We start from the raw sequence: 25,400 nt of genomic DNA on the forward strand, positions 1-25,400 counted from the left end.
CGTTCGTTCAATAGAGTTAGTATACGATTTTTCATGTAAGAAAACAGTGACTTAAAAAAGCCACTGTTTTCTTTCTATTTTCCAACATTCAATCCTAAATTAGAGTTAACGGTTGTATAAAAATGAAAGGATTTTTTATCTAATACTTTTTGATGAGGATCTATTCGGCTTATACTTACTTTTTGATAATCATTATATTTAATAAAGATTCCATAGCTTCCTTTTGCTAGCTGTATTAATGCTGAGTTAGGTAAAAATGTTTCATAGAGATACTCTTCAGCTTTCGAAATAGAGAAGGAATATTGATCGTCTGGATTGCTTCGATTTCGAAAAATTAATTCATTTAAATTCTCCGTATAATCTCCATATACATAGAATTTAAATGTATAACCATCTTCTTGGAAACTTCCGTCCTTAAAGAAAGCTGCCATTGATACTCTTATATGTTCATATCCTTCAACAGGAGTGATCATATATGGTAAGTTATCATTAACAATAACTTCCTTCACTTTTTGACTTTTATCCCACATAAATAATTTCGCTATTTTGTCAAATTCACCATTTAGGTACATTTGATAAGCAGATTTATTGATATGATGGAAAAATTGATTTGTTATATCATATTTTAAATCCTTTGTTGTTTCGACTACCTCTGCAAATTTTTTAAAATAGGCACTCTTATTTTTGCTTTTGAAAAAATGCTGTCTATTAAAAAATCTTGTAATACAGTCAAACTCATATAATCTATTTAAAATCATTTTTTCTATTTGTTCATCCAATTGCTTTGCTTTAACATAGTTAATAACTTTAATATTCGTATCCATTTTATGCATGATATCAGTTTGTTTCGTTAGTGAAGCATTATTTTCATCCAAACGATTTAAATAGTAAATCGTTTTGGTTGTAGTGGAGATGGCGCGCGCATGGACCAAAACATCGATGAAAAACTGCTTGTCCTCAGCAAATTTCATTTCTGGATACTTAATATTATTTTCCTTTAATAAAGATGTTTTTACCATTCTTGCTCTTGGTCCTAAATGTTGAAAGATATGGGGAATTGAAGTAGGAAGTACACTTCTTCTTTCCATGCATGATTCATGTTCTCCAACAATCTTTGTTGATTTGCTTTCGACCTGAATCGTTTTCCCAACCACATAATCATCATTAGTTTCTTTTAAAATAGAATACAATGTCTGTAAACCATCTTCTTCTAACCAATCATCTGCATCTAAAAATGTCACATATGGAGAAGTAGATAATTCTATTCCTAAATTCCTTGGATGTCCAGGCGTACCGGTGTTCTTTTCCAGAAAAACAACTTTAATACTATTTGGATATCTTTTAGCATAATCTAGCAGAATAGGTCGTGAATTATCAGTCGATCCGTCGTCTACAAGGATATATTCCACTTGATTAAAATCCATTGTTTGATTAATGACAGATTCAACCGTTTTCTTTATATTTTCCTCTGCATTATATACCGGAGTAACAACTGTAACTAATTTGTCCATTTTCTTCTTAAATATTCCTAAAATGTTTGCTTTTTTTTCATATACATAGTATCCATCCGTGTTGTAATGAATATTATTCTCTCTTTCAAAGCTATTTCGGTTATAGGATTCAGTCATTCCATTAACCTCCCCAATCCATATGTATTTTCCAATATATAAATTACTATTATATCTATCATTCATCATATACCAAGAAAAAGTAATTTTCCATTATTATTCCACATATTCTACGAACTAAAACAAATTTACACAAATAAGAAACCGCCTTATCTGGCGGTCTATATTTTTCCAATATATTCGGGATCACTTTGCTTTTTAAAGCCCTGTTCTCTAAATTCCCTTTTTTCTTTATCATTCATCTTTTTATACTTAGCTAAAAATTCTTCATAGGCAGGGATAACTTCATCAATTTTCCCTTCCATTTTCAGTTGACCATGTTCTAACCATATTCCCTTTTGACAGAATTTTTTCATCTGGCCAATCGAATGACTGACAAAGAACATCGTTTTTCCATTTTTTTTGAATTCATCCATTTTCGCTAAACACTTTTCAGCAAAAGCTTTATCTCCTACAGATAATGCCTCATCAATTATTAAGACATCTGGATTTGTATTTACCGAAATGGCAAAGCCTAGACGTGATTTCATCCCACTAGAGTATGACTTCACAGGCTGATCAATAAATTTTCCTAATTCAGCAAATTCAATAATTCCTGGTTCCAGCTCTTTTATTTGTTCTTTCGAAAAACCAAGCATCAAACATTTCAATTCAATGTTTTCTCTACCCGTAAGTTCATTATTTACACCAGCAGCTACGGCAATTAAAGAGGCTTGTCCATCGATTTCTACTGTTCCCTCTGTCGGTGGAACAATCCCTGCAATAATATTCGATAGAGTAGACTTACCTGATCCGTTTACTCCGACAAATCCAATAACATCGCCATGATTTGCCTCAAAGTTGATATCTCTTAAAGCATAAAAAGGTTCCCCATAACTTTTAGGCAAGAAAATATCCTTTAATTTATCGCTGCTATTTTCATATAATTTATACCGTTTTGTTAAATTTTTAACAATAACTGATTTCTCCATTAAACCACTTCCAATTTTATAAAAAGTCAATAAAGTGTTTTCTAAATCTAACGTGCATATACGTTCCAACAAAAAGTAACACAAGTACTAAACTCCAGAAATAGATCGTAATTCCTAGATGCTCTGTGACAAACCAGCCTTGTCCTAAAAGGGCATAGCGATAACCCTCAATTAAATAATAAACCGGATTTATCTGCATAACTTTCTCAAATTTGTCTCCTAGATGATTAGCAGGCCACAAAATCGGAGTTAGATACAAAAGAACCCTCATTAAAGATTGTAAAAGCATTTGAAAATCTCTTACAATGGTAGAAATAGTTGAAGTTATTAATGCAAGCGCAAATAAAAACATAACTGCAGCAAATAAAAAATACGGAATCTGCAAATAGTATATGGAAATTGGATACCCAATAAATTGATATATAATCATTACTAGAACCATTAATAATAATTGTGGATACAATAATGACATAATGACATAAGAAGGTATAACACTTAATGGAAAATTCATCCTTGATACCATTCTTAAACGCGTGTAAATGGATTTAGAACTTTTCGTTATGGCAGGATATATAAAGAACCAAATCAAAATACCTGCAAGCATCCATATAAAATAGGGATAGGTTTCTCCATTAACACCTTTTACATCATGCCTTTTTTGTACAAATCCGAATACAAACCAATAAATCGAAATTTGGATTGCCGGATTGATTATTTCCCACAAGATCCCTAAATAGTTATTGCGATTAGCACTTTTTAACTCATAAAGGGATAATCTTCTAATTAAATGAAAATGATTAACTTGCTCTTTTAATACTTTAACAATAGAAGCCATTATCTTATAGAACCTTTCTTTAAGCTGTTCCCATTATCTATTCTCACCAAAATTAATGGGATTACACTATATATATTTATTTTGAGGAATACAATGTTTATTTCTTGTTTAAATTAATCATACGTTAGCATAAATTGCAATGCCTTTATTACTATACATCCTTTCCGCTTATTTTGAAATGAAATATTTCAACCTAGATCATACAATCTATCAAACATTATATAAAGAAAAAAGATAGATTTCAAACCTTATCATAAATACCTTTCATTCCACTACCGATAGAGGTAGTGGAATGAAAGGTATTTATACTATCTTTACTACCCTATATTTTGAAAGTTTTAACCAATAAAAGGTATTGGTTAAAACTACGATTCACAACCTCAGCTTCAGGAGAGTTCGCTGAAACAACCTTCTTATCCATAAAAAGCCAAACAATCAACATGTAATTGTTTGGCTTTGACTTTAAATCCGGTCGGAACACTTGTATTCTGACCTTGTTAATTCGCTTTTATTTATATTTAGGTATCTCTAAATCCATACGATAAGAAGTTAACATATTATATAAATTATACATACTGCTTACTTGTTTGCTTGCCCATCCTATATCTGTAGCATATTGATGTACACCAGGTTTACTAGGGTTCCAGCGCATTTTATAAAGTGTGTCTTGTTTATATGTTGCATTATTAATATAATTCTTCCCTATAAACTCTGCTCCACCTATAATCGCTTTTTCTGGAGTATCCCAGCCCATCTTGTATGCATATTCAGATCCGCTCTTTACTGCAGAGCCATCCACTGCCCCGATACCATACATATTATATACTGTTTTCGGTGTAACTTTTTTTCCATCGACACTAGAAACTTTTATACCAGTTGCCAGACTTGAAGTTCCATTTCCAGTTTCTAATAAAGCATGGGAAATCAAATAAATTTCATTAATACCATATTTTTCTCCCGCTTTATTGAATGAACTTCCTTTTCCAGCTAGAATCCCTCTATTTTTAAGTATTTTATCATTTACTTCTTTTGAATTTAGATTCGCACTAGAAGATAATAATAAAAATTGTAGTTTCTGCTTGTTGTCATTCTCAAAATTACTTGGATTCATATAGTATTTAATGTCAGTTGGACTAGCGTTTACCCACGTATTATATTTAACTGTATACTTCGGTGTTATATCGGGTTTAACTTTCCCTACTGGCACCGAATATTTATAAAAGTCAACTTCATACCAGTATTTCCCGTCACTGTCTTTCTTAGCTGTTTTTGATAGAATGGTAACTTTATAATCTCCTTTAAAGGTACCTATAACCCAACTATTTTTGCTGGTCCCACCTCTAACATTCCACGTACCGCTCTTAACAAAAGCATAATCATTCTTGCTACTTACATATTCAAAGGCATCTTCTCTCATATATGCTTTATACTTTTTATCTGTTTGCGCATTTTTGCTAAGTTGAATATTCACAGCATCGTTTAATGAAGTTTTCAAGTCATTATAAGTTTTTGTCACTACTTTTGATTTTTCCATATCAAAAGAAAGATGCGCATCGCCGCTTCCCTCATAATATTTAATCACAAAAGTATGTTTCCCTTTTGGTAGATAGTAACCAATTACTTCTTTTGTTTTACCAATATTCCCATTCCAAGCATCGATTAGTACTTTTCCATCCACCTCAAGTACTGCTCCGTTATCTGCTTTCAGTTTAAAATTGTAATTACTGTTCTCCGTAACATTAAGCACTTTCTTGTAAACAGCCGAAAACTTGTTAGAAGGAATAGCACTATCAGGAGATCCTTTCTTCCAATTAAAATCGATATTATAGATTTTATTTAAAGAATCTTTTCCGCCAATAACAACATTTCTCTTTGAATCTGTTACCTTGTAAGAAGGTGATTGATTTTTGTTTATTACCTCTGGATAATACTCTGCATACCAAGTACCATCAATCATGTTTTGTTCATTATATGGCTGGATAGAGACTTGGAATTTAGCCGTTGATTTATTGTCATAGTATCTCACTTCAATCCAGTGAACATTATCGCCATTTACATTATCTATTTTTACCTTTGTTGCTTTTTCACGATAAGAACCATTTTTCCAATTATCAACGACAAGTTTTCCATCTATATACACTCTTACACCATCATCTGATAATCCTCTAATAACATATTCGCCTGCATCCAGCCTTTTAGCAGTCACATATTTTGCTGAAAAATTATCTTTATTGATTTTTGAAATCGGCGCATTTTTCCCATAATCCTTGGTAAGCGTATTAGAATTAGAATTATTGATTACATTTGATGTAACCGGAGCTCCAGAGAGATTTTTATTATTATAATAATAAGCTACCCAATTACCTAAAGGCTGGATATCAGCAAACGCATAAGCATTTCCTGTTTTCTCCATATAATCTGTTTGAATGATATGTTCTCCCTTTCCTGCTCCTTTAATAATTGCCTTATCAAATGTCCCACTAGAATTCTTCCAACGATCGATTACCGTCTTATTATCTAGTTTTACACGAATGCCATCATCTGCAAAAGTGGAAACAAAATAATCATTGTTTCCCGAAACTTTCCGTAAAAAAGAGGCGGAGAAATTATCTTTTGGCATCCCTGCTATAGGAGCATCTTTTTTCCAAAGATACTGGATGCTTGAAACTTTATTCTTTGAATTTAATCCACCTATAACTGTTCCATTGCCAGATAAACTGGTGTTAGGATAAAAAATATTCACCCATTCCTGGTTTGTAACTACTTGATTAATAGGCTTAATATCAAAATTCAATTTCGCGTTTCCTTTTTTCTCAAGATATTCCACTCTTATCCAATGAATGTTTCTTTTCGATGAATCTGCTTCATTAGTTCTATCGCTTATATTAATCTTATATGCGTCTTCCTTTGAATTCGCAGATGTCCAACGGTTGATAACTAATTTATCATCCACATAAACACGAATGCCATCATCTGCGACAGAACGGATTACATACTCACCTTGATTAAGCCTTAAGGCAGTTGTAAAGCTTGCTGAAAAATTATCTTTTGGTATACCAGACATTGGGGCATTCTTGCCATAATTAAAACTAAATGCTCCTTTGCCATCCCCTTTTAAAATGGTTTTATTTGCAGGGGCACCTTTTAAGCTAGTATTAGAATAATAGTAGCCAAGCCATTGTCCTAATGGAAGAACATCTGCATTTACAAACGCCTTACCTGTCTTTTCAAGATAATCTAACTGAAACACATTATTATTCTGATTTAGATTGGTGATTAATGCCTTATTTGCTTTACCTGAACTGCCTGTCCAGCGATCAAACAAAATGGAATTATTAATTTTCGCTCGTACACCATCATCTGCAAATGTATAAACAAAGTAATCCCCTTTATTTAAAAGCTTATAAAACGATGCTGAGAAATTGTCCTTATTGGTTGAAGCATTTGGCGCGCTTTTCCCCCAATTGTATTTAATATCTTTTATTCCTGTTGAAACAAAAGCGTTCCCTGAAACGTTTGTATTATTAAAATAGGACGCAAACCAAGTGGATGTTGATAATGCTTCTTGAACTGGTTTTAGAGAAAATTGCAAATAACTTTTTCCTGTTTTCTCTACATATTCAATTCGAATTTCATGGACATCCTTTCCTTGGCTATTCTCAATCTTTATTAGTCTAGTATCTTGAGAAACTCGATCACTATCGAGAACTAATTTCCCATCAATGTAGATACGTGTATCATCGTCATGCTTTGTTTGTAAAATATAATTTCCTGCTGGCAATTTTTTATAGGTAAAAAATTTAGCAGAAAAATGATTAGATCCAATTCCTTTAGCATTAGGCTTACCATACTGATAATCAAAGCTTAAATTGCCATTTTTATCTGGTGTAAATACTAAGGCATCTTCCGGATTGCCACTGAATTTTTCATTATTGTAAAAGTAACCAATCCATGAACCGAAAGGAAGCATATCTGCAAATAATACAGCATTTCCTCCGCCTTCATAATATTCAGTTTTTACGGTGTGATTGCCCGCAGATAAATTAGTCATTGGTGCTGCTGAGTAATTTCTACTTGAACTTGTCCAACGATCGATTTTCTTTTGATTATCCAAATACATTCTCACACCATCATCTGCATAGGTATGAAGAAAATAATCTTTTTGTGATTCCGAAATAGTTATATTTTTTTCAAAGCTAGCGGAAAAATTATCTTTGTTTATTCCGGCTATAGGCTCGTTTTTCCCCCAATTAAATCTTATATTGTTATACGATTTAGAAACAGGTGTTTCTGATAAGTTTTTATTATTGTAAAAATTGGAGGACCATGTATTTTCTGCTGCTTTTATGTTCGTTTGGGGTGACATTAACAACAAAAGAAAACATAAAAACAAAGCTGTACCTGCTATTCTCCAAAATACTCGAGTTTCTATTTCCCACTCACTCCTATCTATTTTTTCTATATTCTATTATCTAGTAAAATGGTAAATATGTTAAGAGGATTCGACGAAAATTCGTAGGTAATATTATCTATTTTTTATCGATTCTTGTCAAAATTGCTATTTTTATAAAAATTCACCCATCCACCAGAACTAGTCCATAAGACTTATTCATAGTAATTTATTTAACTATATGACAAAAAACTGCCTCCTATTAAGAAGGCAGTTTTCTCTATTTTTCATTTTATTTCCCAAAAACTATTTAAAAGTTATTACTTAGAAAGTTTATTCATTTCTTGTTCTTTTAGTCTTTCAGCAAGCTCTAATATATAACTTCTTAATTGTGAATTAATATCGGTGCGTTTTAACCCCAACTCAATCGTTGTTTGAATGAAACCAAATTGCTCTCCCACGTCGTAACGATTTCCTTCAAATTCATATGCAAAAACACGCTGAATTTTGTTTAACTTCTCAATGGCATCTGTCAGTTGTATTTCTCCTCCTGTGCCAACTTCTTGTGACTCAAGAAAATGAAATAGCTGTGGTGTAAATATGTATCTTCCGATAATCGCTAAATTAGAAGGTGAAGTTCCTTGCTCAGGTTTTTCTACAAATTTCTTTACTTGATATCTTCTCTTTGTATCCGGTAAAGGGTCAATTATCCCGTAACGATGGGTTTCTGAGTCAGGTACTACCTGTACACCTATCACAGAAGAAAGTGTTTGATCATATTGATCCATCAATTGCTTTAGACATGGTTTGTCATTATCAACAATATCATCCCCTAATAATACAGCAAATGGCTCATCGCCAATAAAGTTTCTTGCACACCAAACAGCATGTCCTAATCCTTTTGGCTCTTTTTGCCGTATATAATGAATGTCCACATTAGAAGATTCCTGCACTTTTGCTAATAAGGCAAATTTTTCTTTTGCAATCAAATTTTCTTCTAATTCTAAGGCATTATCAAAGTGATCTTCAATCGCTCTCTTACCTTTCCCAGTAACAATAAGAATATCTTCAATCCCAGATGCTATAGCTTCCTCCACAATATATTGAATGGTTGGCTTATCCACAATTGGCAGCATTTCTTTCGGCATTGCTTTCGTTGCTGGTAAAAATCTAGTTCCTAATCCTGCAGCAGGGATAATCGCTTTTTTCACTTTACTCATAAAAAATACCTCTCTTATAAATAAATTTTTAGTGCGTCTCTTGCTACTATCTTTAGTATACTGCAATCCAACTAAAAGCTCTATGGCTACACTTTTTGATGGTATTCCCATTATTTCGCCATTTTTTCACATAAATAAACAAAAACCTAATTTTTTGCAACTTTTCTCCTTTAAAGATCGTCTATACATTCAGGGATTAGTGTATCATCATCTATTATAGAACATTTATCATATACTTTTCGTTATTTAAACAATCTTTACGAAATATTACGCATGGAAGATTAGCTTTGCCGGATAATAATTACTGCATGTTCCCATAATAATAGAGTACTAAGCTCTTTTTCATGACTTTATTATATACAAAAAGTTTATCCATAACATTTAATAATCATTCCAAAAGACCTGTGATAAACAAATGACTATAAATTTGCTAATTATTACTGATTGAAAGGCAATGTTGCTTTTCTTATTGTTACTAAAAAAGATGTTCAGTAGAGATGATTTCTGCTATTCTTGAAATAAGTTTACTATCATTTTTTGTCAAGATATGGAGGATATTGTTAAATGAGTAGAAATAAACCGAAAAAAAAGAAAACATGGTTAAAGGTTACTGGTATTGTGCTTCTTCTCCTTATAATTGGGATAGGAATATATCTGTATACTGTATGGAATTCCCTTTCCACAGCTGTTAATAATATGCATGAGCCGATTGATAGACAGACGACCAAAAGAACGGACACTTTAAACCTTGGCAGCAAGGAGCCATTTTCCGTTTTAATGCTGGGTGTCGATGAGCGTGATGGTGACTCTGGAAGATCGGATACAATGATTGTCCTTACGGTAAATCCTGATAAAAAGTCAGTTAAAATGCTAAGTATCCCGCGCGATACTCGCACTGAAATAGTTGGGCATGGTACTACAGACAAAATTAACCATGCATATGCCTTTGGAGGTGTTGCAATGTCGATGGATACGGTAGAAAACTTCCTCGATATACCAATTGATTACTTTATGCAAATCAATATGGAAGGCTTTAAAGATATTGTTGATTCTGTTGGCGGAGTAACGGTAGATAATGATTTAGATTTCACTTATCAAGGAACCCACTTTCCAAAAGGACCAGTTAATTTGGATGGCGAAAAGGCATTAAAATTCTCCCGTATGCGCTATGATGATCCAAGAGGTGACTTCGGTAGACAGTTAAGACAGCGAATGATTATCCAAGCTGTTATTAAAGAAGGAGCTAGCTTAAGCTCTTTAACAAATTTTGATTCAATCTTTGATGCGTTAAGTAAGAACATCAAAACAAATATTACCTTCGATGAAATGATTGATATTCAATCTAAATACAAAGCAGCAGCTGGTAATATTGAGCAGCTTACAATTAAAGGCACTGGACAAACAATCGATAAAGTATGGTATTTAATTGTAGACGATGCAGAAAAAACAAAAATTCAAAATGAGCTAAAAGAACACTTGGATGTAAAATAAAGAGAAAAAGAATAAGGCAATAAAAAAAGACCTAAACTGGTCTTTTTTTATTGCCTTAAAGTTTTACTTTTTAATGATTACCTTTTGTTAAAAACCTCTTCTACTACTCTTTCAGCAGATTTTCCCTCTTCTAGATAGCAAAACTTGTCATAGAAGGTATTGAATTTATCACTTATTGGGTTAACTTCCGCCTCTTTGATAGATTGAATAACTTCTTCTGTCGTTTTCACTAGTGGACCCGGGGCTGTTTTTTCAAAATCAAAATAGAAACCACGTAAATTATCTCGATAATCTTCAATATCATATACAAAGAAAATCATTGGTCTTCTTAAATTGGCATAGTCAAAAAATACGGAAGAATAGTCTGTTACCAAAATATCCGACACTAAATAAAGTTCTCGAATATCTTCATAATTTGAAAAATCAAAAGCAAAGCCAGTGTATGGTGTTAAGTCAAAGTTTTCAGCTACTAAGTAATGCATGCGCAATAAAACTATATATTCATCGCCAAGCTGATCACGAAGCATATTTAAATCTAATTCTAAATCGAATTTATATTTTCCTCTTCCATAAAATTGATTATCTCGCCATGTCGGTGCATACAGAATAATCTTCTTATCCATTGGTAAAGCAAATTTTTGTTTTAAAGCTTCCATGTTTTCTGCCGTATTATCTACATGTAACACGTCATTTCTAGGATATCCAGATTCAATCATTGTTTTATTAAAAGCGAAAGCCCTTTGAAATATTTCCGTAGAATACGCATTAGGAGAAATTAAATAGTCCCAATTAGATGCTTCTTTTAAAAAGTTATTCTTATATTTAACTGTATTTGTACCAGGCATATGCACTTCATCCATATCGGCAGCCAATTTTTTCAGTGGCGTGCCATGCCATGTTTGCAAATAGGTTGTATGGTTTGGTTTTGGAATCCATAATGGTAAGCGACTATTACTCACCCAATATTGGGCTCTAGCCATTATAAATAACCACTTAATAGAGAAGCGTGGCACTATATTTAAATTTCTTCCTTCGAAATTTTTCATGTACTTTTTATCAACACTCCAGTACATTTTATATTCAGGATTAAAATCCTGCATATATTCAAAAATCGCTCTTGGATTACAGCTAAACTGCTTTCCAGCAAAACTTTCAAATACAACGGATTTTTTTCGAACCGGTGCATATCCCATCAACTTAAATGCTTTTTTATATAACGCTTTGATCTTTCGACTTCTCTTAATATCAGTCAATTTTCTTCTGATTCTACTTTTCCATTCTTTCGAACGATTGTAAACATATACTTTGACGGAAAGATAGCTCTTTACCTTGGTCTTTTTAATAAAAATTCTTCTATCTATTCCATCTATTCTGATCACTTTAGCTCTTCGCGATTGCAGAGGATTAAAAGGATTGAATGTTAATCTTGGACTGACCTTTACTATCTCTTCACCATTATCTATATAAGAAAGCTCTATATAGAATCGGAAATAGATTAATTCAGATGTATGTAAATATTCTTTTATAGAAAAGGTGCCTTTAAACCCAATATCATCATAATTTCTGATTCCATCCCCGTATAATTCGGTTAAATCCGTTCTAGTCACACTCTCTAAAGGAAGACGATACTGCTCATCATCTAAATGATTTGTAATGATTAGTGTTTTTTTCATATCATGTTTAGCGCCCATAAGCTTTGTATCTAATACATATCCGCTAATATTTAATAAACCGTCTTTACTAAGATAGGCATCTTCTACTTTCGAAATAAAAGACCTTTTCGTTGTTTTCAGGGAAAGATTCATTTTATTAGTTGTATATGGATAAAAAACAGTGCCCATATCAGCATATTGATAGTAGATCAAATTTAATTCTTGACGATTACTTACGATACGATATCGTTTGTATTCATCTTCTTCAGACTCAACAACAATATAGACATCCCATACTCCAGATTGTCCAAAAAAATCTTTTTCTTTATGTAAATCAATGGTAACTTCATAACTTCCAATCGTATTTTCATCGTCCAATGTATGAAATGGCAGATATTTTTCATTTTCCGTCTTTCTATTTAAAATGAGGAACGATGCTTTATTATCCTCTAAGATACTTGTTTTAAAACCAAATTGAATACTGAGCATATTGTGGATAATGCTGATCGTTTGTATTTGTTTATGATTAAATCCAGATTCACTCATTAAGAATCCCCTCTCCAAAATGCAAATTCCATTAAATCAAGTTATTGAATTATAAAGTTTATCCATTATCCGACAAACTTCTTATTCATCCATTCTCTTATAAAACACCTAACCAACATTATATATAACAATGTGCCGGAATTCAATCAACCATGAGAGCAACATTTATAAAGGTTGTAAAACTTCAAATAATGGCAGAGAGGAATAAATAAAAAATCACTTTTTTTCGCTATTCTAAACAAGGATAAAATGCATTCATTTGATAAATGATAAGAAAACATTCTTTACTATTATTTTAAACAATTTTTGCATAAATATTTCATTTTATGACAAAGCAATGATGATACTTGTCAATAAGCGGAAAAAGTTTTAAAATAAGATAATTAGGGAAAGCTAAAAAAAAGTTTTTCGATTTCACAATCATCATTCAAACATGGAACAATTATTATAGGTGTTTCAAATGACACATCTTAAATAATTAGCCTTTTAATAATTCTATCCTTATTAAATTGTCTATAATTGTAGGAGGAAAAAAATGAAGAAAGTTATTACCTATGGTACCTTTGATTTATTACATTGGGGCCATATAAATATTTTAAAACGAGCTAAAGAGTTGGGAGATCACTTAACTGTTGCACTTTCTAGTGATGAATTTAATGCCATTAAGAACAAACAAGCATATCATAGTTACGATAATCGCAAAATGATTTTAGAAGCAATCCGTTATGTGGATGAAGTAATTCCAGAGCATGATTGGGATCAAAAAATCAGAGACGTTGTGGATCATAATATTGATGTTTTCGTTATGGGAGACGATTGGGAAGGAAAATTTGACTTCTTGAAAGATTATTGTGAAGTTGTGTATCTTCCAAGAACCGTTGGAATCTCTACAACAAAAATTAAAAAGGACCTATTTAAAGTAAATGGTTAGAGAGTTAGCCATTTACTTATACTTAAAACTATTTTCTTTTCTATTTGAGATAGCAAAACTATTTCCTTTACAGAAGAAAATAGTTTTTTGTGTGTCTTTTGTTGAAAATACAACTCATCTCTATGATGAACTGAAGAAGAACAATCCAAACATCCCATGTATTTTATTAGCTGATTATAAAACCTATCGATTTTTTAATGACAAAATGATAACAGATCCGGTTTTATTATTTTCTCCCAAGTATCCTTTATCTTTTCTGAAAGGAATTTTTCATCTAGCAACATCTCAAGTGATTGTGCTGGATAATTATTACGGTTTCTTATCTTCTGTATCATTCAAAGAAAATGTTAAAAAACTACAAATTTGGCACGCCAATGGTGCCATTAAAACATTTGGATGGAATGACTTAAGTGTCAAAGATCGTTCCAAAAATGCCAAGGAAAGATTTGCAGCCGTTTATAAACAATTTGACTATATTATCTCTGGATCAGATAAAATGTCAGCTATCTTTTGCGAAGCTTTCTCTGCTTCCTCCCAGCAAATATTAAATACAGGAATACCTAGAACTGATATTTTCTTTGATAAAGATCATATGGAAAAAATAAAAACCAGTTTTTATAAAAAATATCCTAATCTAAAAAATAAGAAAATCATTCTATATGCTCCAACTTTTCGCGAAAACGAAGAAGAATCATCTAATCAAATTCGATTAGATTTTTCCTATTTAAAAGATAGATTAGAATCCGATTATATATTTCTCGTGAGACTTCATCCCAGTATAACTAATCAAATGGATTTTAGTGAATACAATGGTTTTGTTTATAATTTTTCTGATTATCCTATTTTAAATGACTTGTTATTTATTACAGATATATTAATAACCGATTATTCATCAATTCCTTTTGAATTTTCCTTTTTACAAAAGCCCATGATTTTTTATCCATATGATTTAGATGAATATAGAAAAACTCGAGGCTTTTGGGTTCCTTATCATGAACTAGTTCCCGGTCCTATTGCCTATTCAACGGAAGAAATTGTGCAATTTATTCATCATTCATCTTTCCAAATGGAAAAAATAGCAAATTTCCATCAAGAGTGGAATACGTATTCAATTGGTAATTCTAGTAAAAATGTTGTTCAAACAATAAATAGCTGGTTAACAAAACAATAATATATATAAAGAAGTGGCAGATTAACAAATGTTAATCTGCCACTTCTTTATAAGCCGACATTTCTCGGGAAATACTTGTCAACATTTGTTGATAATTTAGTGTTTTCAATAAATACAAACGCGGTATATATAAACTATAAGAAAAAGAGTAGAAAGGATGATAAATATGAAAATAAAAGCTGGTAGCTGGAGATTACTAAGTTCTCAGGATAAGCAATTTATTTTACAAACTGTTTGTACCCTTTCTCAATATAAGGGAAAAGCACATTCTAATTAAGCCTCATATAATTCAATTGGTAACCCATCAGGATCAGCAAAAAAAGTAAACTTTTTGTTCGTAAAAGGATCGATCCGAATATCTTCCACTGTAATATTATTCGATTGTAAATACTTTACAGTTTCTTCTATATTATTCACTTCAAAAGCAATATGACGTAAGCCGGCAGCCTCAGGATAACTTGGTCTTTCTCTTGGATTAGGAAAGGAAAATAGTTCGATTTGATAGATATTGTTTACTAAAAGGTCTAGCTTATAAGAATCTCTTTCTTCTCTGTATACTTCATTTATAGGCTTAAAACCTAAAAGTTCCACATAAAAATGTTTTGATACTTCGTAATTGCTGCAAATAATCGCTATATGATGAACCTTATTTATATTAAACATTTTATAACTCCTTTTCCGTTAAAAATAAACATCGTTATGCTAGAAAAAAAGCGAAGAAACTGTTTGGATTCCTTCGCCTTCTAGCTATTATTTATTGTGCCATTTCCATGCACTTTTAATAATTGTCTCTAAGCCTCTTTCTGCTTTCCAGCCTAGCTCGCTGAATATTTTCTCCGAGGAAGCAACTAATCTTGCAGGGTCGCCTGATCTTCTGTCACCTAAAATCACATTTGCCTTTGTGCCAGTAACCTTTTCACACATTTCAATTACTTGTTTGACGGAATAGCCTACTCCATTGCCTAGATTGTAAGTTTCTGCTTCTTTTGTTCCATTTAATAGAGCGTCTAATGCAGCTATGTGAGCATTTGCTAAATCTGTCACATGGATGTAATCACGAATGCATGTCCCATCCTCAGTCGGATAATCTGTGCCAAAGACAGAAATAGACTCTCTCTCTCCTAATAGTTGCTGAAGAATAATAGGAATTAAGTGTGTTTCTGGATCATGATTTTCCCCGATTTCACCAGATACATGAGCACCAGCAGCATTGAAATAGCGTAAAACCACATAATGAAGACCATATGCAGCATGAAAATCAGCTAAAATTTGCTCTACCATTAATTTTGATCTACCATAAGGATTAATAGGTGCTGTTTCTGATGTTTCTACAATTATTTCTTCTTTTGGAATTCCATATGTAGCCGCCGTTGAAGAGAAAATAAAGTTTTTCACATTATGTTTTAACATAACATTTAATAACGTTAATGTATTGGCTACATTATTCTCATAATATTTATATGGATCTTGAACAGATTCTCCAACTAGACTATATGCTGCAAAATGCATAACTGCTTTAATTGGATATTTAGAAAAAATCGCTTCTAAATCGTCTGCATTTCCTAGATCTCCTTTTACAAAAATAGCACGGGAATCTACTGCTTCCTCGTGACCTGTTGCAAGATTATCTAATACGATCACTTCTTCTTTCTCTACTAATTCTTTAACCAAATGACTGCCAATATAGCCAGCCCCACCTACTACTAATATCATAGATAATTCTCCTTTAAGTAACAGTTTATCCTCCCTTCTATTTTATCACATTATTTGTAAATTTTTTTACTGTAAGATATTAATCGTAAATTGACACTAAAAAAGGAATAGACTATTGTAAAATAGACAAAATCATAGTATCTTTAAATAGACTCAAATAAAGAAACCGCTTTCAAGTTTTCTTGTCTATCATTCTAACAACAACATCTTATTTTGCTATTTCGCGCAAACGTTTTCACAAATACCCCATCATGAACTCACTTTCTTAATACATCACCTTTATGCTATTAGGGCAATCGTTTTCTTTGCAGTACATAGGTAGTAACAGAAGTCTTTCTGTTCTCATAAAAAAATGGAAAGGAGAATGTTTTTTGAAAACGAAAAAACATCCTTATCTCGCACTATGTTTAATTTTTCTTCTTATTTTCACAAGCTTTGGAGGTTATCTTCCAAGTAAAAAGGCAAAAGCAGATAATTTACTAGATTCTCCTATCGTCAATGCTGATAAGTCTGTACAATTCTCCTATGACAATGCATCTGCACAGGAAGTGAAAGTAGCAGGAAACTTTACTGACTGGCAAAATGGAGCATTAAGCATGAAAAAGGACACAGATAATCGCTGGTCCCTTTCTATTTCAAATCTTGCAGCCGGCGTCTATCAATATAAGTTTATTGTTGATAATGAATGGATAACAGATCCAGCCAATGAGACTATGGAAGATGGCAATAGTCGCTTCGTTGTTCCCGGCTTAAATCTTGATTCTATACCGGGGAAGGTTGAAAAAAGTAAATCCTATCCATTAGAAGCGACGCTAGTTAATAAAGATGGCAGTACACAAAAAGAAACAGAGCTGACTTGGTCAGTGAAAGAGAAAGTAGAAGGGATCGACATTGTTGATGGCCGACTAACCATACAAGACAATGCAAAAACTAATGAATCCTTTATCCTGCTTGCTGAAAAGGATGGGGAAAAGGTAGAAAAGAAAATTGATATTGTTGGCAATATGTATTCGTACACTATTAACTACTATCGTCTAGATGAAGACTATACGAAATGGGATATATGGATTTTTAACAGTGGGATTCCTGATAATGGCTTTCCATTTACAGAGGAAGTGACAAATGATTATACGTTTACAAGTGGGAACTATTCTTTTCCAGAAAATGAAATAACGATTATTCCACGGAAAGGAAATTGGGAAGCGCAAGATATACAGAACTCTATTAAAATAGCTGATGGCAAACAAGCTGCAGAAGCATGGATAATTGAAGGAGTAGAAACTGTTTTCTACGCACAAGATGATGCTATTAAAGCGATAAAAGATTTAAAAGGAGGGGATTATGTAAGGCGCCATATTCAATTTATGTATGATCGTCCTGATTTGGATTATAAAGACTGGAATATCTGGGTATGGGGAACTGGTGTAAAAGATGACCAAATTGATTTTGATCGCAACCTTCATGGAATGGCGACTGCAGCAATTAATGTAAGCGAAGCCGCCCAAAGCGTTGGATTTATTTTACGAAAAGGCGAAAATTGGGATACAGCTATTAAAGAAGGAAATGGCGATCGTTACATTCCTCTAAATACATCGGATTTAATCACAAAAGTTTATGTTACAAGTGGTCAAGAGGAGCTATATATTGTGCCTGAAGTCACTGGACCCGTTTTAGAAAACGGAAATGCTACCTTCTACTACAGAGACAAAGATTTATATGCAAAAAACGAAATGAATAAAATAGAAAAAGTAGAACTTCAATTTAATGGAAAACGTTATAACATGACGAATGAAGCAAAAAATGAGCGTTTTTCCTATACAATAGAAAATATCCCTGAAGGAAAGCATCCCTATTCTTTCTTTGTAACAATCGATGGCATCGAAACAGAAGTAACTGATCCATATAATACGGAAAATGGAGCATCTATGCTTGTCTATGAAAAAGCAGATTTTGACTTGCTTACAGATATCACTCCAAAAGAAGTGACTTATAACGATAATGCCGTCCTTTCCGTTGATTGGCAAACAAACAAAAATACAGCTATCCGTGAAGTATATGCTGATTTACGCGCTATTGGCGGAAAAGAAAAAGTAGCAATTGATCCAAAATTAAAGGAGCTTACCATCGCCATTGACCAAAATACCACTACAGGGGCGAAAGAAATTCCCGTTTACATCACTGATCTGTATGGCAACACTCATACCGATCAAGCAAAAATCACGGTTAAAGCAAGACAATCAGTGGGAAAAGATGATTTTGACTGGGATGAAGCAAGAATTTACTTTATGCTAACAGACCGATTCTTCGATGGAAATTCAGCGAATAATGATCCATATGGCATTGGCTATGATCCAAGTAAACCTGGGACCTATCATGGTGGAGACTTTAAAGGAATTACGAAAAAGCTAGATTATCTCGAAAATCTAGGAATCAATACAATATGGATTAATCCGATAGTAGAAAATATCCAGTATGATGTTCGCTATGAAAATCCAGATACTCCTTATTATGCATATCATGGATATTGGGCTAGTAATTTTGAAAAATTGAATCCTCATTTTGGAACAATGGAGGATTTCCATGAACTAATTGATGCAGCCCATGAACGTGGAATAAAAATTATGGTGGACGTTGTCGTAAATCATGCGGGCTATGGGTTAAAAGCAAGTGATGCCGTAAATGATGGAAAAATCGCCAACTTCCCTACTGCTGAAGATAGAAATCGTTTTGCTGGAATGTTCCGTGATGGCGGCACAGATACTGTACAAGGCGAGCTATCAGGACTGCCTGATTTCTTAACGGAGGATCCAGATGTAAGGAAGCAAATTGTAGATTGGCAAACTAGCTGGATTGAAAAATCAAAGACAGCGAAAGGAAATACCATTGATTACTTCCGCGTGGATACCGTAAAACACGTTGAAAATACAACATGGTCAAGCTTTAAAAATGAATTAACAAAAGTTTTGCCAACCTTTAAATTAATTGGAGAAGCATGGGGAGCTCAAGTGAATGATGACCAAGGCTATTTAAATAGCGGGATGATGGACTCCTTATTAGATTTTGATTTTAAGAATTTAGCACGTGACTTTGCCAATGGTCATATAGAGCGTGTCCAAAGTGCGTTAGAAGAGAGAAACAATAAGCTTTCAAACACAGGCACATTAGGGCAATTTCTAGGTAGTCACGATGAAGATGGCTTTTTAGAATCTGTAGATGGTGATATTGGCAAGCTTAAGCTTGCAGCTGCATTGCAAATTACGTCTAAAGGTCAACCTGTCATTTACTATGGAGAAGAGCTTGGTCTGTCAGGGGCAAATAATTATCCCTACTATGATAACCGCTATGACATGGAATGGAATCTAACGAAAAACAACGATGTTCTGGAGCATTATACAAAACTATTAAATGTTAGGAAAAAATACTCCAGCATATTTTCCAAAGGGACTCGTACTCACCTAGCAGGTAGTGACGCGGAAGGTTATTCTGTCTTTAAACGCGAATACACAAATCAACAAATTTTTGTTGCTCTCAATACGAAGGAAACAGCGACAGACGCAACCTTTGAGGTTCCATTTATGAAAGAAGCAGTAGACTTATATTCTGGTAAAACATATTCTATTAGTGAAAATAAAATTACGCTAACCATTCCTTCTAGAGAAGACGGCGGAACTGTTTTATTAGTAGATGCGGGGCAAGCAAAGCCGCCTCACCCTACAGAACCAGAGGTACCTTCTACTCCTGGAGAAACGGATTCAGAAACGCCTCCAACATCTAATGATAATGGAGGGAATCAACCTGGATCAGATGGTTCCAACAATCAGGGTTCTAAACAAGCAGCAGAACCCTCAACCACTCCTAACAAAGGGAATGGAATAGCAGCACTTCCTAATACTGCCACTGACTCTTATAACCTTATTTTAATCGGGTTAGGTCTGCTAGTAATTGGAACGGTAATATTTATTCGAAGAAAGAAACATACAGCAAATAAATAAGAAAATGCCAGATAAGTTTTTTTCCTTATCTGGCATTTTTCAGTTTGTTTTTCTTTGTTTATAAATAGAGTAGAAAAAGGAGGCATGTCCAACGACATTGCGTTTCCATAATCTTCTCGGTTCTTTACCCATTCGATATAGCCACTCAAGCCGGAGGTCGCGAAAGATTTTAGGAGCTCTTGTCACTTCACCGGAAGAAAAATCAATAAAAGCACCTACTGCCATCGTAATCGTACTCTCTAGCTTTGAACGATATTCATTAATCCATTGTTCCTGTAACGGCATTCCAAATCCTACTAAAAGGATATCTGCTTTACTTTCATTAATCTGACTAATTATATTTTCCGTATTCTCTTTCGGGAAATAACCATCCTGATTACCTACAAATAAAATATTTTGATATGTTTGCTGCAGCCGCTCTTGTGCCTTTTGGGCAACACCTGGTTTAGCTCCCAAAAGAAACACTCGATATGGTTGATTACGCTTCTCTTCATTTAATGATGCAAATAAAGCCGGAATAAAATCTGTACCATTTAAATTCTCCTTAAAAGAAAAGCCGAAAAGCTTTGCTCCCATTTCAATACCAATTCCATCATTTAACAATAAATCAGCATTATTCAGCATTTCCCGATATTCTGTGTCCTTTTGGGCAATATTATATCCATGGTCATTTAGAAAAAAAACATCCGTTGCTATTCTTTTGTCTAGTTTTTCCTTTATATACTTAATAGCTTCTTTTGAGCTTATAACATTTACTTTTAAATTTCCTAGCCATTTCTTATCCATTTTGTATCCCCTAATGAGAAATTTTTTAAAAAAGCCCTTTTCTATTATATAAAAATTGTCTACTAGAAACAATTCAAGCTAACAATCCCTCTACAAAGCAGGACTTCTAATTTGTAAAACTTTTCTCTTTATTAAGAAATATTCACTACACAAATGTTGGAATATGTCGAAAGATTTCATATGAAAATGTTATTAACTTTTGGATAATAGTGATAAAATTTTATTGTACAATTAACAGATAAAGGCAAACCATCTGAAAGGGTGGGACGCAAAGCTTCGGGTCTAAGGTAGATTTTTTTACTATGATGGCTGGGCCACCTTATATTCTATAAGGAGGTTAATTATCATGATTAATTTGTTTCCCACCGAAATTCAAACTGAAAGCAATTTGGATAGTGAATGGTTATCGCTTATCTCGGAGGCATAAAAGCAGGGCTTAACACAAGAAGAAGTTCGTGCAATGTTAACAATACTAGAAAATAGCAACGAATAAATTGTTAGAATATTTTAAAATATGGTAGCGTTTCAACCTTAATAGTTAATCTATTAAGGTATCTTTTCTATTTCACTTCACCTGCAAACAAAAAAAGTGTCACATTGGACACTAAATAATGGGGAATAGAATCGAAGTGTGTATTGATTTTTTCTAATAAAGGATGGTGTTTCAAAGAAAGAGCTTTGAAACGGAAAGATAATTTTTGTGTGAGTAGTGTATATGGTGAAAGTCTTAAGATGTTGGGGAAGTTCGAGTGATAGTTTCCATCTGAATAATATGTTCTAGCTGTTTTATTCTTACATTACATTGTTCTAATTTTTCATTAGTCTTTGCCTGCATTTTAATTAATGTAACCATTAAATCTGGTACATTATTCACCTTGTTTTCCTCCTTTAAGGAATGGTTTGTTCTAGTTTTTTAGGGTCCAAGAAACGTACGGATTCAGCAATAACTTCTGTTACATAGACCTTTTTCCGCTCTTGATTTTCATAGTTTCTTGTCTGTATTCGGCCAACGACTCCAACTAGAGAGCCTTTATGACAATACTGAGCTGTATTTTCCGCTACCTTATTCCAAAAGGTACATTGCACAAAATCTGCATCATAATCACCAGCTTGATTCTTGTAGTTTCTATTTACTGCAACAGTCACATGGACAATAGAAGTTCCTTCTTGTGTTACTCGCAGTTCTGGATCTTTCGTTAGCCTTCCTACTAAAGTAACTTGATTGATCATCTTCTCCCTCCCTTCTCTCTTAAATTAGTAAAATCATACTATAAATTAGAGCAGAGGGAAAATGCCGAAAATTCAAGTTTTGAGCGTGTTTGCATAAAGAAAACGAAGATTTCGCCTAAGCGATTTTTAAGTTTTGGAGCAGATATAACGTTCAAATTTAAAGTTTTGCTTTTTTTATTTTTATCAATAAAAAAACTCCTTCATCGAATGTCTAGAAAAAGAATATCACTTCGCTTTTCCCAAACAATCTTGAAGGAGTTTTGGTAATTTATTTATTATATCCGTCGATTACTGCATTCACTTGCTCCATTACGCCTAGCTTCAGTGCTTCTAGCTTACTTGTGCTTTCTTCTAAAGAAGAACTATTTACGCTAAAATAGAATTTCGCTTTTGGCTCTGTTCCAGATGGACGAAGGCAGAACCATGAACCATCTTCTAAATAATATTTAATTACATTAGATTTTGGTAGATCAATCAATGTTTCTGTTAGACCTTCTGAACGCTTACTTGTTAAATAGTCTTCCACTGCTACAACGTTTAAGCCCTTAACCTCTTTGATAGGAGCTTTACGGAAAGTATCCATAATATATGCAATTTGCTCTGCTCCATCTTTTCCTTTTAATGTTAATGATTCTAAACCTTCTTGGTAGAAGCCATACTTTTTAAAGATTTCTAGTAAACCTTCATGAAGCGTTAATCCTTTTGCTTTATAATAAGCAGCAACCTCTGCAGCAAAAATAGCAGATTGAACAGCATCTTTATCGCGCACGAAATCACCGATTAAATAGCCATAGCTCTCTTCATAACCGAAAAGGAATGTATGCTCATGTGTTTGTTCAAACTCTTTAATTTTCTCTCCAATAAACTTGAACCCTGTCAAAGTATCAATAGTTGGAATGCCATAAGATTTTGCAATCGTGCGGCCGATTTCAGAGGTAACGATTGTTTTAATGACAACGCCATTTTCTGGAAGCATTCCTTTTGCTTTTTTCTCAGACAATAAGTATTCAAGCATTAATGCACCTAATTGATTTCCGGTAAGAACTGTGTATTCGCCACTTGTATCCTTCACTGCAACCCCTAGTCGATCTGCATCTGGATCTGTAGCAAGGAGAACGTCAGCATCGATTTCTTTGCCGTAACGAATCGCAATTTCAAAAGCTGCATGCTCTTCTGGATTAGGTGATTTTACGGTAGAAAAGTTAGCATCAGGTAATTCTTGTTCTTTCACAACTGTTACATTTTCAAATCCAAACGCTTCTAAACCAGCACGGACTGGCTTGTTTCCAGTACCATGTAATGGAGTATAAACAATTTTTAAATCCTTTGCTTCTGGCAAACGATTTAATTGGATTGTTTTTAGTTGTTCTACATAGGCAGCATCTACTTCTGCACCAATATATGTTAATAAACCTTTTTCTAGTAACTCTTTTTCCTCTAAAACTTCAATTGTAAGCTCATCTTCGACTTCATTTACATATTTAATAATGATATCTGCAGCCTCAGGAGGAAGTTGTCCACCGTCTTCTCCGTATGCTTTAAAGCCATTATACTCAGGAGGATTGTGACTAGCGGTAATCACTACTCCCGCAAATGTATTTAAATAGCGTACAGCAAAAGATAATGCAGGTGTAGGACGAAGCTCTTCAAACACATAGGATTTAACTCCAAGCTTACCTACTACTTTCGCAACTTCTAGGGCAAATTCTGGAGATTGATGACGAGAATCATACGCTACAGCTACCCCGCGCTTCATCGCTTCTTCTCCTTGCTCTACTATGTATTTCCCTAATCCTTCTGCTGCTTTACGAACAGTATAAATATTCATGCGATTAATACCAGGTCCTAGTTCTCCACGCATACCGCCTGTACCAAATTCTAAATGTTTGTAAAAACTGTCCTCCAGCAACTTATCAGATGTTTGTAATTCTGTTAGTTGCGTTTTTAAGTTCGCTTCTAATCCTGCAAAACTTGTCCACTTTTCTACGATCTCTTTATAAGCCATTGTCGCTGTTCTCCCACCTTTAAATTAATTAACCATATATCTTTACATTACCTAAAATATGTATATAAGTAAAGATTTTTTCAAAACCATTCTTGTGGAACACTCTTCACCAATTAGGTCGTAGTTCCTATCCCAATAAGATTCCTAGATCCATTTCACGCACATCATTTTTGTCTCCACATCTTTGACAGCGGGCCGTTTTCTCCATAGACTGGATCAGCAGCTGGAAAAAATGCACTTTCAATCTCTTCCTGTACACCATCTAAGTCTTTCTCTACATCTGTTTTTATATTATAATCTTCCCCATTTGGATATGCACCGATCACTTCAAATTCTGGAGAGGCAGATAATTTCTTATGACCAGTTCCTGCAGGAAGCAATAAGACATCACCACTCTTTACAATAAGCTTGGATCCACCTTCTCCGCCTATTTGTAATAAAGCAGAGCCTGTTTTTATCCCCAGAACTTCATGGGCATTGCTGTGATAATGATGATAGGAGAATACTCCTCCTGACCAGGTATTTTTCCAATTATTTTGCTGAAAGACCTTTTCCATTTCGTCTTCCTTATTCTCCATTGCCCTTTTATAATGAAGTGCTGGGAGATAAGGATGATTGGGTATATATCTATTCTGTTCGAAATAATACATTGTAATATCTGGATTCCCCATGGATGCACACCTCTTTGTCAATTGATATTACTGTATACCCCTCTTCTTCCTAAATCATTCCTACAGTTATTGATAGAAGCAACAAAACCATTAATTCAAATAATTACCTCTTTTCTTTTTATTCCGACTTTTGAATTTTCTACTAAAAATAAGCAAATTTCCGTCGAT

General features: G+C 33.5%; 17 protein-coding genes and 1 riboswitch. Of the genes, 4 read left to right on the plus strand and 13 right to left on the minus strand.

The window, feature by feature from the left end:
• Positions 1–74 precede the first annotated feature (74 nt).
• The 5 genes from NST77_RS16135 to galU form a co-directional block, all read right to left on the minus strand.
• A complete protein-coding gene (locus tag NST77_RS16135) occupies positions 75–1,628 on the minus strand; it encodes a glycosyltransferase family 2 protein (protein WP_123258256.1) in 1,554 nt (517 codons plus the stop codon).
• Positions 1,629–1,789: 161 nt separating this feature from the next.
• Positions 1,790–2,599 carry a teichoic acids export ABC transporter ATP-binding subunit TagH gene (gene tagH / locus NST77_RS16140; RefSeq protein ID WP_095334310.1) on the minus strand — a complete coding sequence of 270 codons (810 nt, stop codon included), beginning with the start codon at positions 2,597–2,599 and terminating at the stop codon, positions 1,790–1,792.
• Positions 2,600–2,615: 16 nt separating this feature from the next.
• A complete protein-coding gene (locus NST77_RS16145; RefSeq protein WP_095334296.1) occupies positions 2,616–3,434 on the minus strand; it encodes an ABC transporter permease in 819 nt (272 codons plus the stop codon).
• Positions 3,435–3,942: 508 nt separating this feature from the next.
• On the minus strand, positions 3,943–7,800 hold the full coding sequence (locus NST77_RS16150) for a PA14 domain-containing protein (RefSeq protein WP_341123200.1): 3,858 nt from the start codon (positions 7,798–7,800) through the stop codon (positions 3,943–3,945).
• Positions 7,801–8,144: 344 nt separating this feature from the next.
• Positions 8,145–9,044: a UTP--glucose-1-phosphate uridylyltransferase GalU gene (gene galU, locus NST77_RS16155; RefSeq protein ID WP_095334294.1), complete on the minus strand. Its 900-nt coding sequence runs from the start codon at positions 9,042–9,044 to the stop codon at positions 8,145–8,147.
• A gap of 564 nt (positions 9,045–9,608) precedes the next feature.
• Here galU and tagU point away from each other — a divergent pair.
• Positions 9,609–10,535, plus strand: a complete 927-nt coding sequence (gene tagU, locus NST77_RS16160; RefSeq protein ID WP_095334293.1) for a polyisoprenyl-teichoic acid--peptidoglycan teichoic acid transferase TagU — start codon at positions 9,609–9,611, stop codon at positions 10,533–10,535.
• A 77-nt stretch (positions 10,536–10,612) separates the two neighbouring features.
• Here tagU and NST77_RS16165 read toward each other — a convergent pair whose 3' ends face one another.
• Entirely contained in the window at positions 10,613–12,733 is a 2,121-nt protein-coding gene (locus NST77_RS16165) for a CDP-glycerol glycerophosphotransferase family protein (protein ID WP_164464098.1), read from the minus strand.
• 535 nt (positions 12,734–13,268) lie between these two features.
• Between NST77_RS16165 and tagD the strand changes: the two genes are divergently transcribed.
• Positions 13,269–13,664, plus strand: a complete 396-nt coding sequence (gene tagD / locus NST77_RS16170; RefSeq protein ID WP_095334292.1) for a glycerol-3-phosphate cytidylyltransferase — start codon at positions 13,269–13,271, stop codon at positions 13,662–13,664.
• Positions 13,657–14,835: a CDP-glycerol glycerophosphotransferase family protein gene (locus tag NST77_RS16175; RefSeq protein WP_341123201.1), complete on the plus strand. Its 1,179-nt coding sequence runs from the start codon at positions 13,657–13,659 to the stop codon at positions 14,833–14,835. Before tagD ends, NST77_RS16175 begins: the two co-directional genes overlap by 8 nt.
• A 273-nt stretch (positions 14,836–15,108) precedes the next feature.
• Here NST77_RS16175 and gloA2 read toward each other — a convergent pair whose 3' ends face one another.
• Both gloA2 and galE read right to left on the minus strand, forming a co-directional pair.
• Positions 15,109–15,498 carry an SMU1112c/YaeR family gloxylase I-like metalloprotein gene (gene gloA2, locus NST77_RS16180; protein WP_341123202.1) on the minus strand — a complete coding sequence of 130 codons (390 nt, stop codon included), beginning with the start codon at positions 15,496–15,498 and terminating at the stop codon, positions 15,109–15,111.
• An 87-nt stretch (positions 15,499–15,585) separates the two neighbouring features.
• Complete coding sequence (gene galE / locus NST77_RS16185) at positions 15,586–16,548, minus strand: UDP-glucose 4-epimerase GalE (protein ID WP_341123203.1); 963 nt, start codon at positions 16,546–16,548, stop codon at positions 15,586–15,588.
• A 371-nt stretch (positions 16,549–16,919) separates the two neighbouring features.
• Here galE and NST77_RS16190 point away from each other — a divergent pair, with 371 nt between their 5' ends.
• Positions 16,920–20,540, plus strand: coding sequence for an alpha-amylase family glycosyl hydrolase (locus NST77_RS16190; RefSeq protein WP_341123204.1), 3,621 nt, complete (start codon positions 16,920–16,922; stop codon positions 20,538–20,540).
• A gap of 39 nt (positions 20,541–20,579) precedes the next feature.
• Here NST77_RS16190 and NST77_RS16195 read toward each other — a convergent pair whose 3' ends face one another.
• The 5 genes from NST77_RS16195 to NST77_RS16215 all read right to left on the minus strand — a co-directional run bounded on the left by NST77_RS16195 (position 20,580) and on the right by NST77_RS16215 (position 25,232).
• Positions 20,580–21,326, minus strand: coding sequence for a WecB/TagA/CpsF family glycosyltransferase (locus tag NST77_RS16195; protein WP_171509966.1), 747 nt, complete (start codon positions 21,324–21,326; stop codon positions 20,580–20,582).
• Positions 21,327–21,559: 233 nt separating this feature from the next.
• Positions 21,560–21,648: riboswitch (cyclic di-GMP riboswitch) on the plus strand.
• Between the two features lie 405 nt (positions 21,649–22,053).
• Complete coding sequence (locus NST77_RS16200; protein ID WP_164463704.1) at positions 22,054–22,200, minus strand: hypothetical protein; 147 nt, start codon at positions 22,198–22,200, stop codon at positions 22,054–22,056.
• Positions 22,201–22,214: 14 nt separating this feature from the next.
• Positions 22,215–22,556, minus strand: a complete 342-nt coding sequence (locus NST77_RS16205; RefSeq protein WP_095329937.1) for a single-stranded DNA-binding protein — start codon at positions 22,554–22,556, stop codon at positions 22,215–22,217.
• A 268-nt stretch (positions 22,557–22,824) separates the two neighbouring features.
• On the minus strand, positions 22,825–24,561 hold the full coding sequence (locus NST77_RS16210) for a phospho-sugar mutase (protein WP_123258261.1): 1,737 nt from the start codon (positions 24,559–24,561) through the stop codon (positions 22,825–22,827).
• Between the two features lie 164 nt (positions 24,562–24,725).
• Complete coding sequence (locus NST77_RS16215) at positions 24,726–25,232, minus strand: cupin domain-containing protein (RefSeq protein WP_095329935.1); 507 nt, start codon at positions 25,230–25,232, stop codon at positions 24,726–24,728.
• Positions 25,233–25,400: the final 168 nt, after the last annotated feature.

The organism is Niallia sp. FSL W8-0177, assembly GCF_038006285.1.
Lineage (GTDB): Bacteria > Bacillota > Bacilli > Bacillales > Cytobacillaceae > Niallia > Niallia circulans_A.

Coding starts and splice junctions, on each gene's coding strand:
- NST77_RS16135 (WP_123258256.1), bottom strand. CDS start 1,628: ATGACTGAATCCTATAACCGAAATAGCTTTGAAAGAGAGAATAATATT.
- tagH (WP_095334310.1), bottom strand. CDS start 2,599: ATGGAGAAATCAGTTATTGTTAAAAATTTAACAAAACGGTATAAATTA.
- NST77_RS16145 (WP_095334296.1), bottom strand. CDS start 3,434: ATGGCTTCTATTGTTAAAGTATTAAAAGAGCAAGTTAATCATTTTCAT.
- NST77_RS16150 (WP_341123200.1), bottom strand. CDS start 7,800: ATGTCACCCCAAACGAACATAAAAGCAGCAGAAAATACATGGTCCTCC.
- galU (WP_095334294.1), bottom strand. CDS start 9,044: ATGAGTAAAGTGAAAAAAGCGATTATCCCTGCTGCAGGATTAGGAACT.
- tagU (WP_095334293.1), top strand. CDS start 9,609: ATGAGTAGAAATAAACCGAAAAAAAAGAAAACATGGTTAAAGGTTACT.
- NST77_RS16165 (WP_164464098.1), bottom strand. CDS start 12,733: ATGAGTGAATCTGGATTTAATCATAAACAAATACAAACGATCAGCATT.
- tagD (WP_095334292.1), top strand. CDS start 13,269: ATGAAGAAAGTTATTACCTATGGTACCTTTGATTTATTACATTGGGGC.
- NST77_RS16175 (WP_341123201.1), top strand. CDS start 13,657: ATGGTTAGAGAGTTAGCCATTTACTTATACTTAAAACTATTTTCTTTT.
- gloA2 (WP_341123202.1), bottom strand. CDS start 15,498: ATGTTTAATATAAATAAGGTTCATCATATAGCGATTATTTGCAGCAAT.
- galE (WP_341123203.1), bottom strand. CDS start 16,548: ATGATATTAGTAGTAGGTGGGGCTGGCTATATTGGCAGTCATTTGGTT.
- NST77_RS16195 (WP_171509966.1), bottom strand. CDS start 21,326: ATGGATAAGAAATGGCTAGGAAATTTAAAAGTAAATGTTATAAGCTCA.
- NST77_RS16205 (WP_095329937.1), bottom strand. CDS start 22,556: ATGATCAATCAAGTTACTTTAGTAGGAAGGCTAACGAAAGATCCAGAA.
- NST77_RS16210 (WP_123258261.1), bottom strand. CDS start 24,561: ATGGCTTATAAAGAGATCGTAGAAAAGTGGACAAGTTTTGCAGGATTA.
- NST77_RS16215 (WP_095329935.1), bottom strand. CDS start 25,232: ATGGGGAATCCAGATATTACAATGTATTATTTCGAACAGAATAGATAT.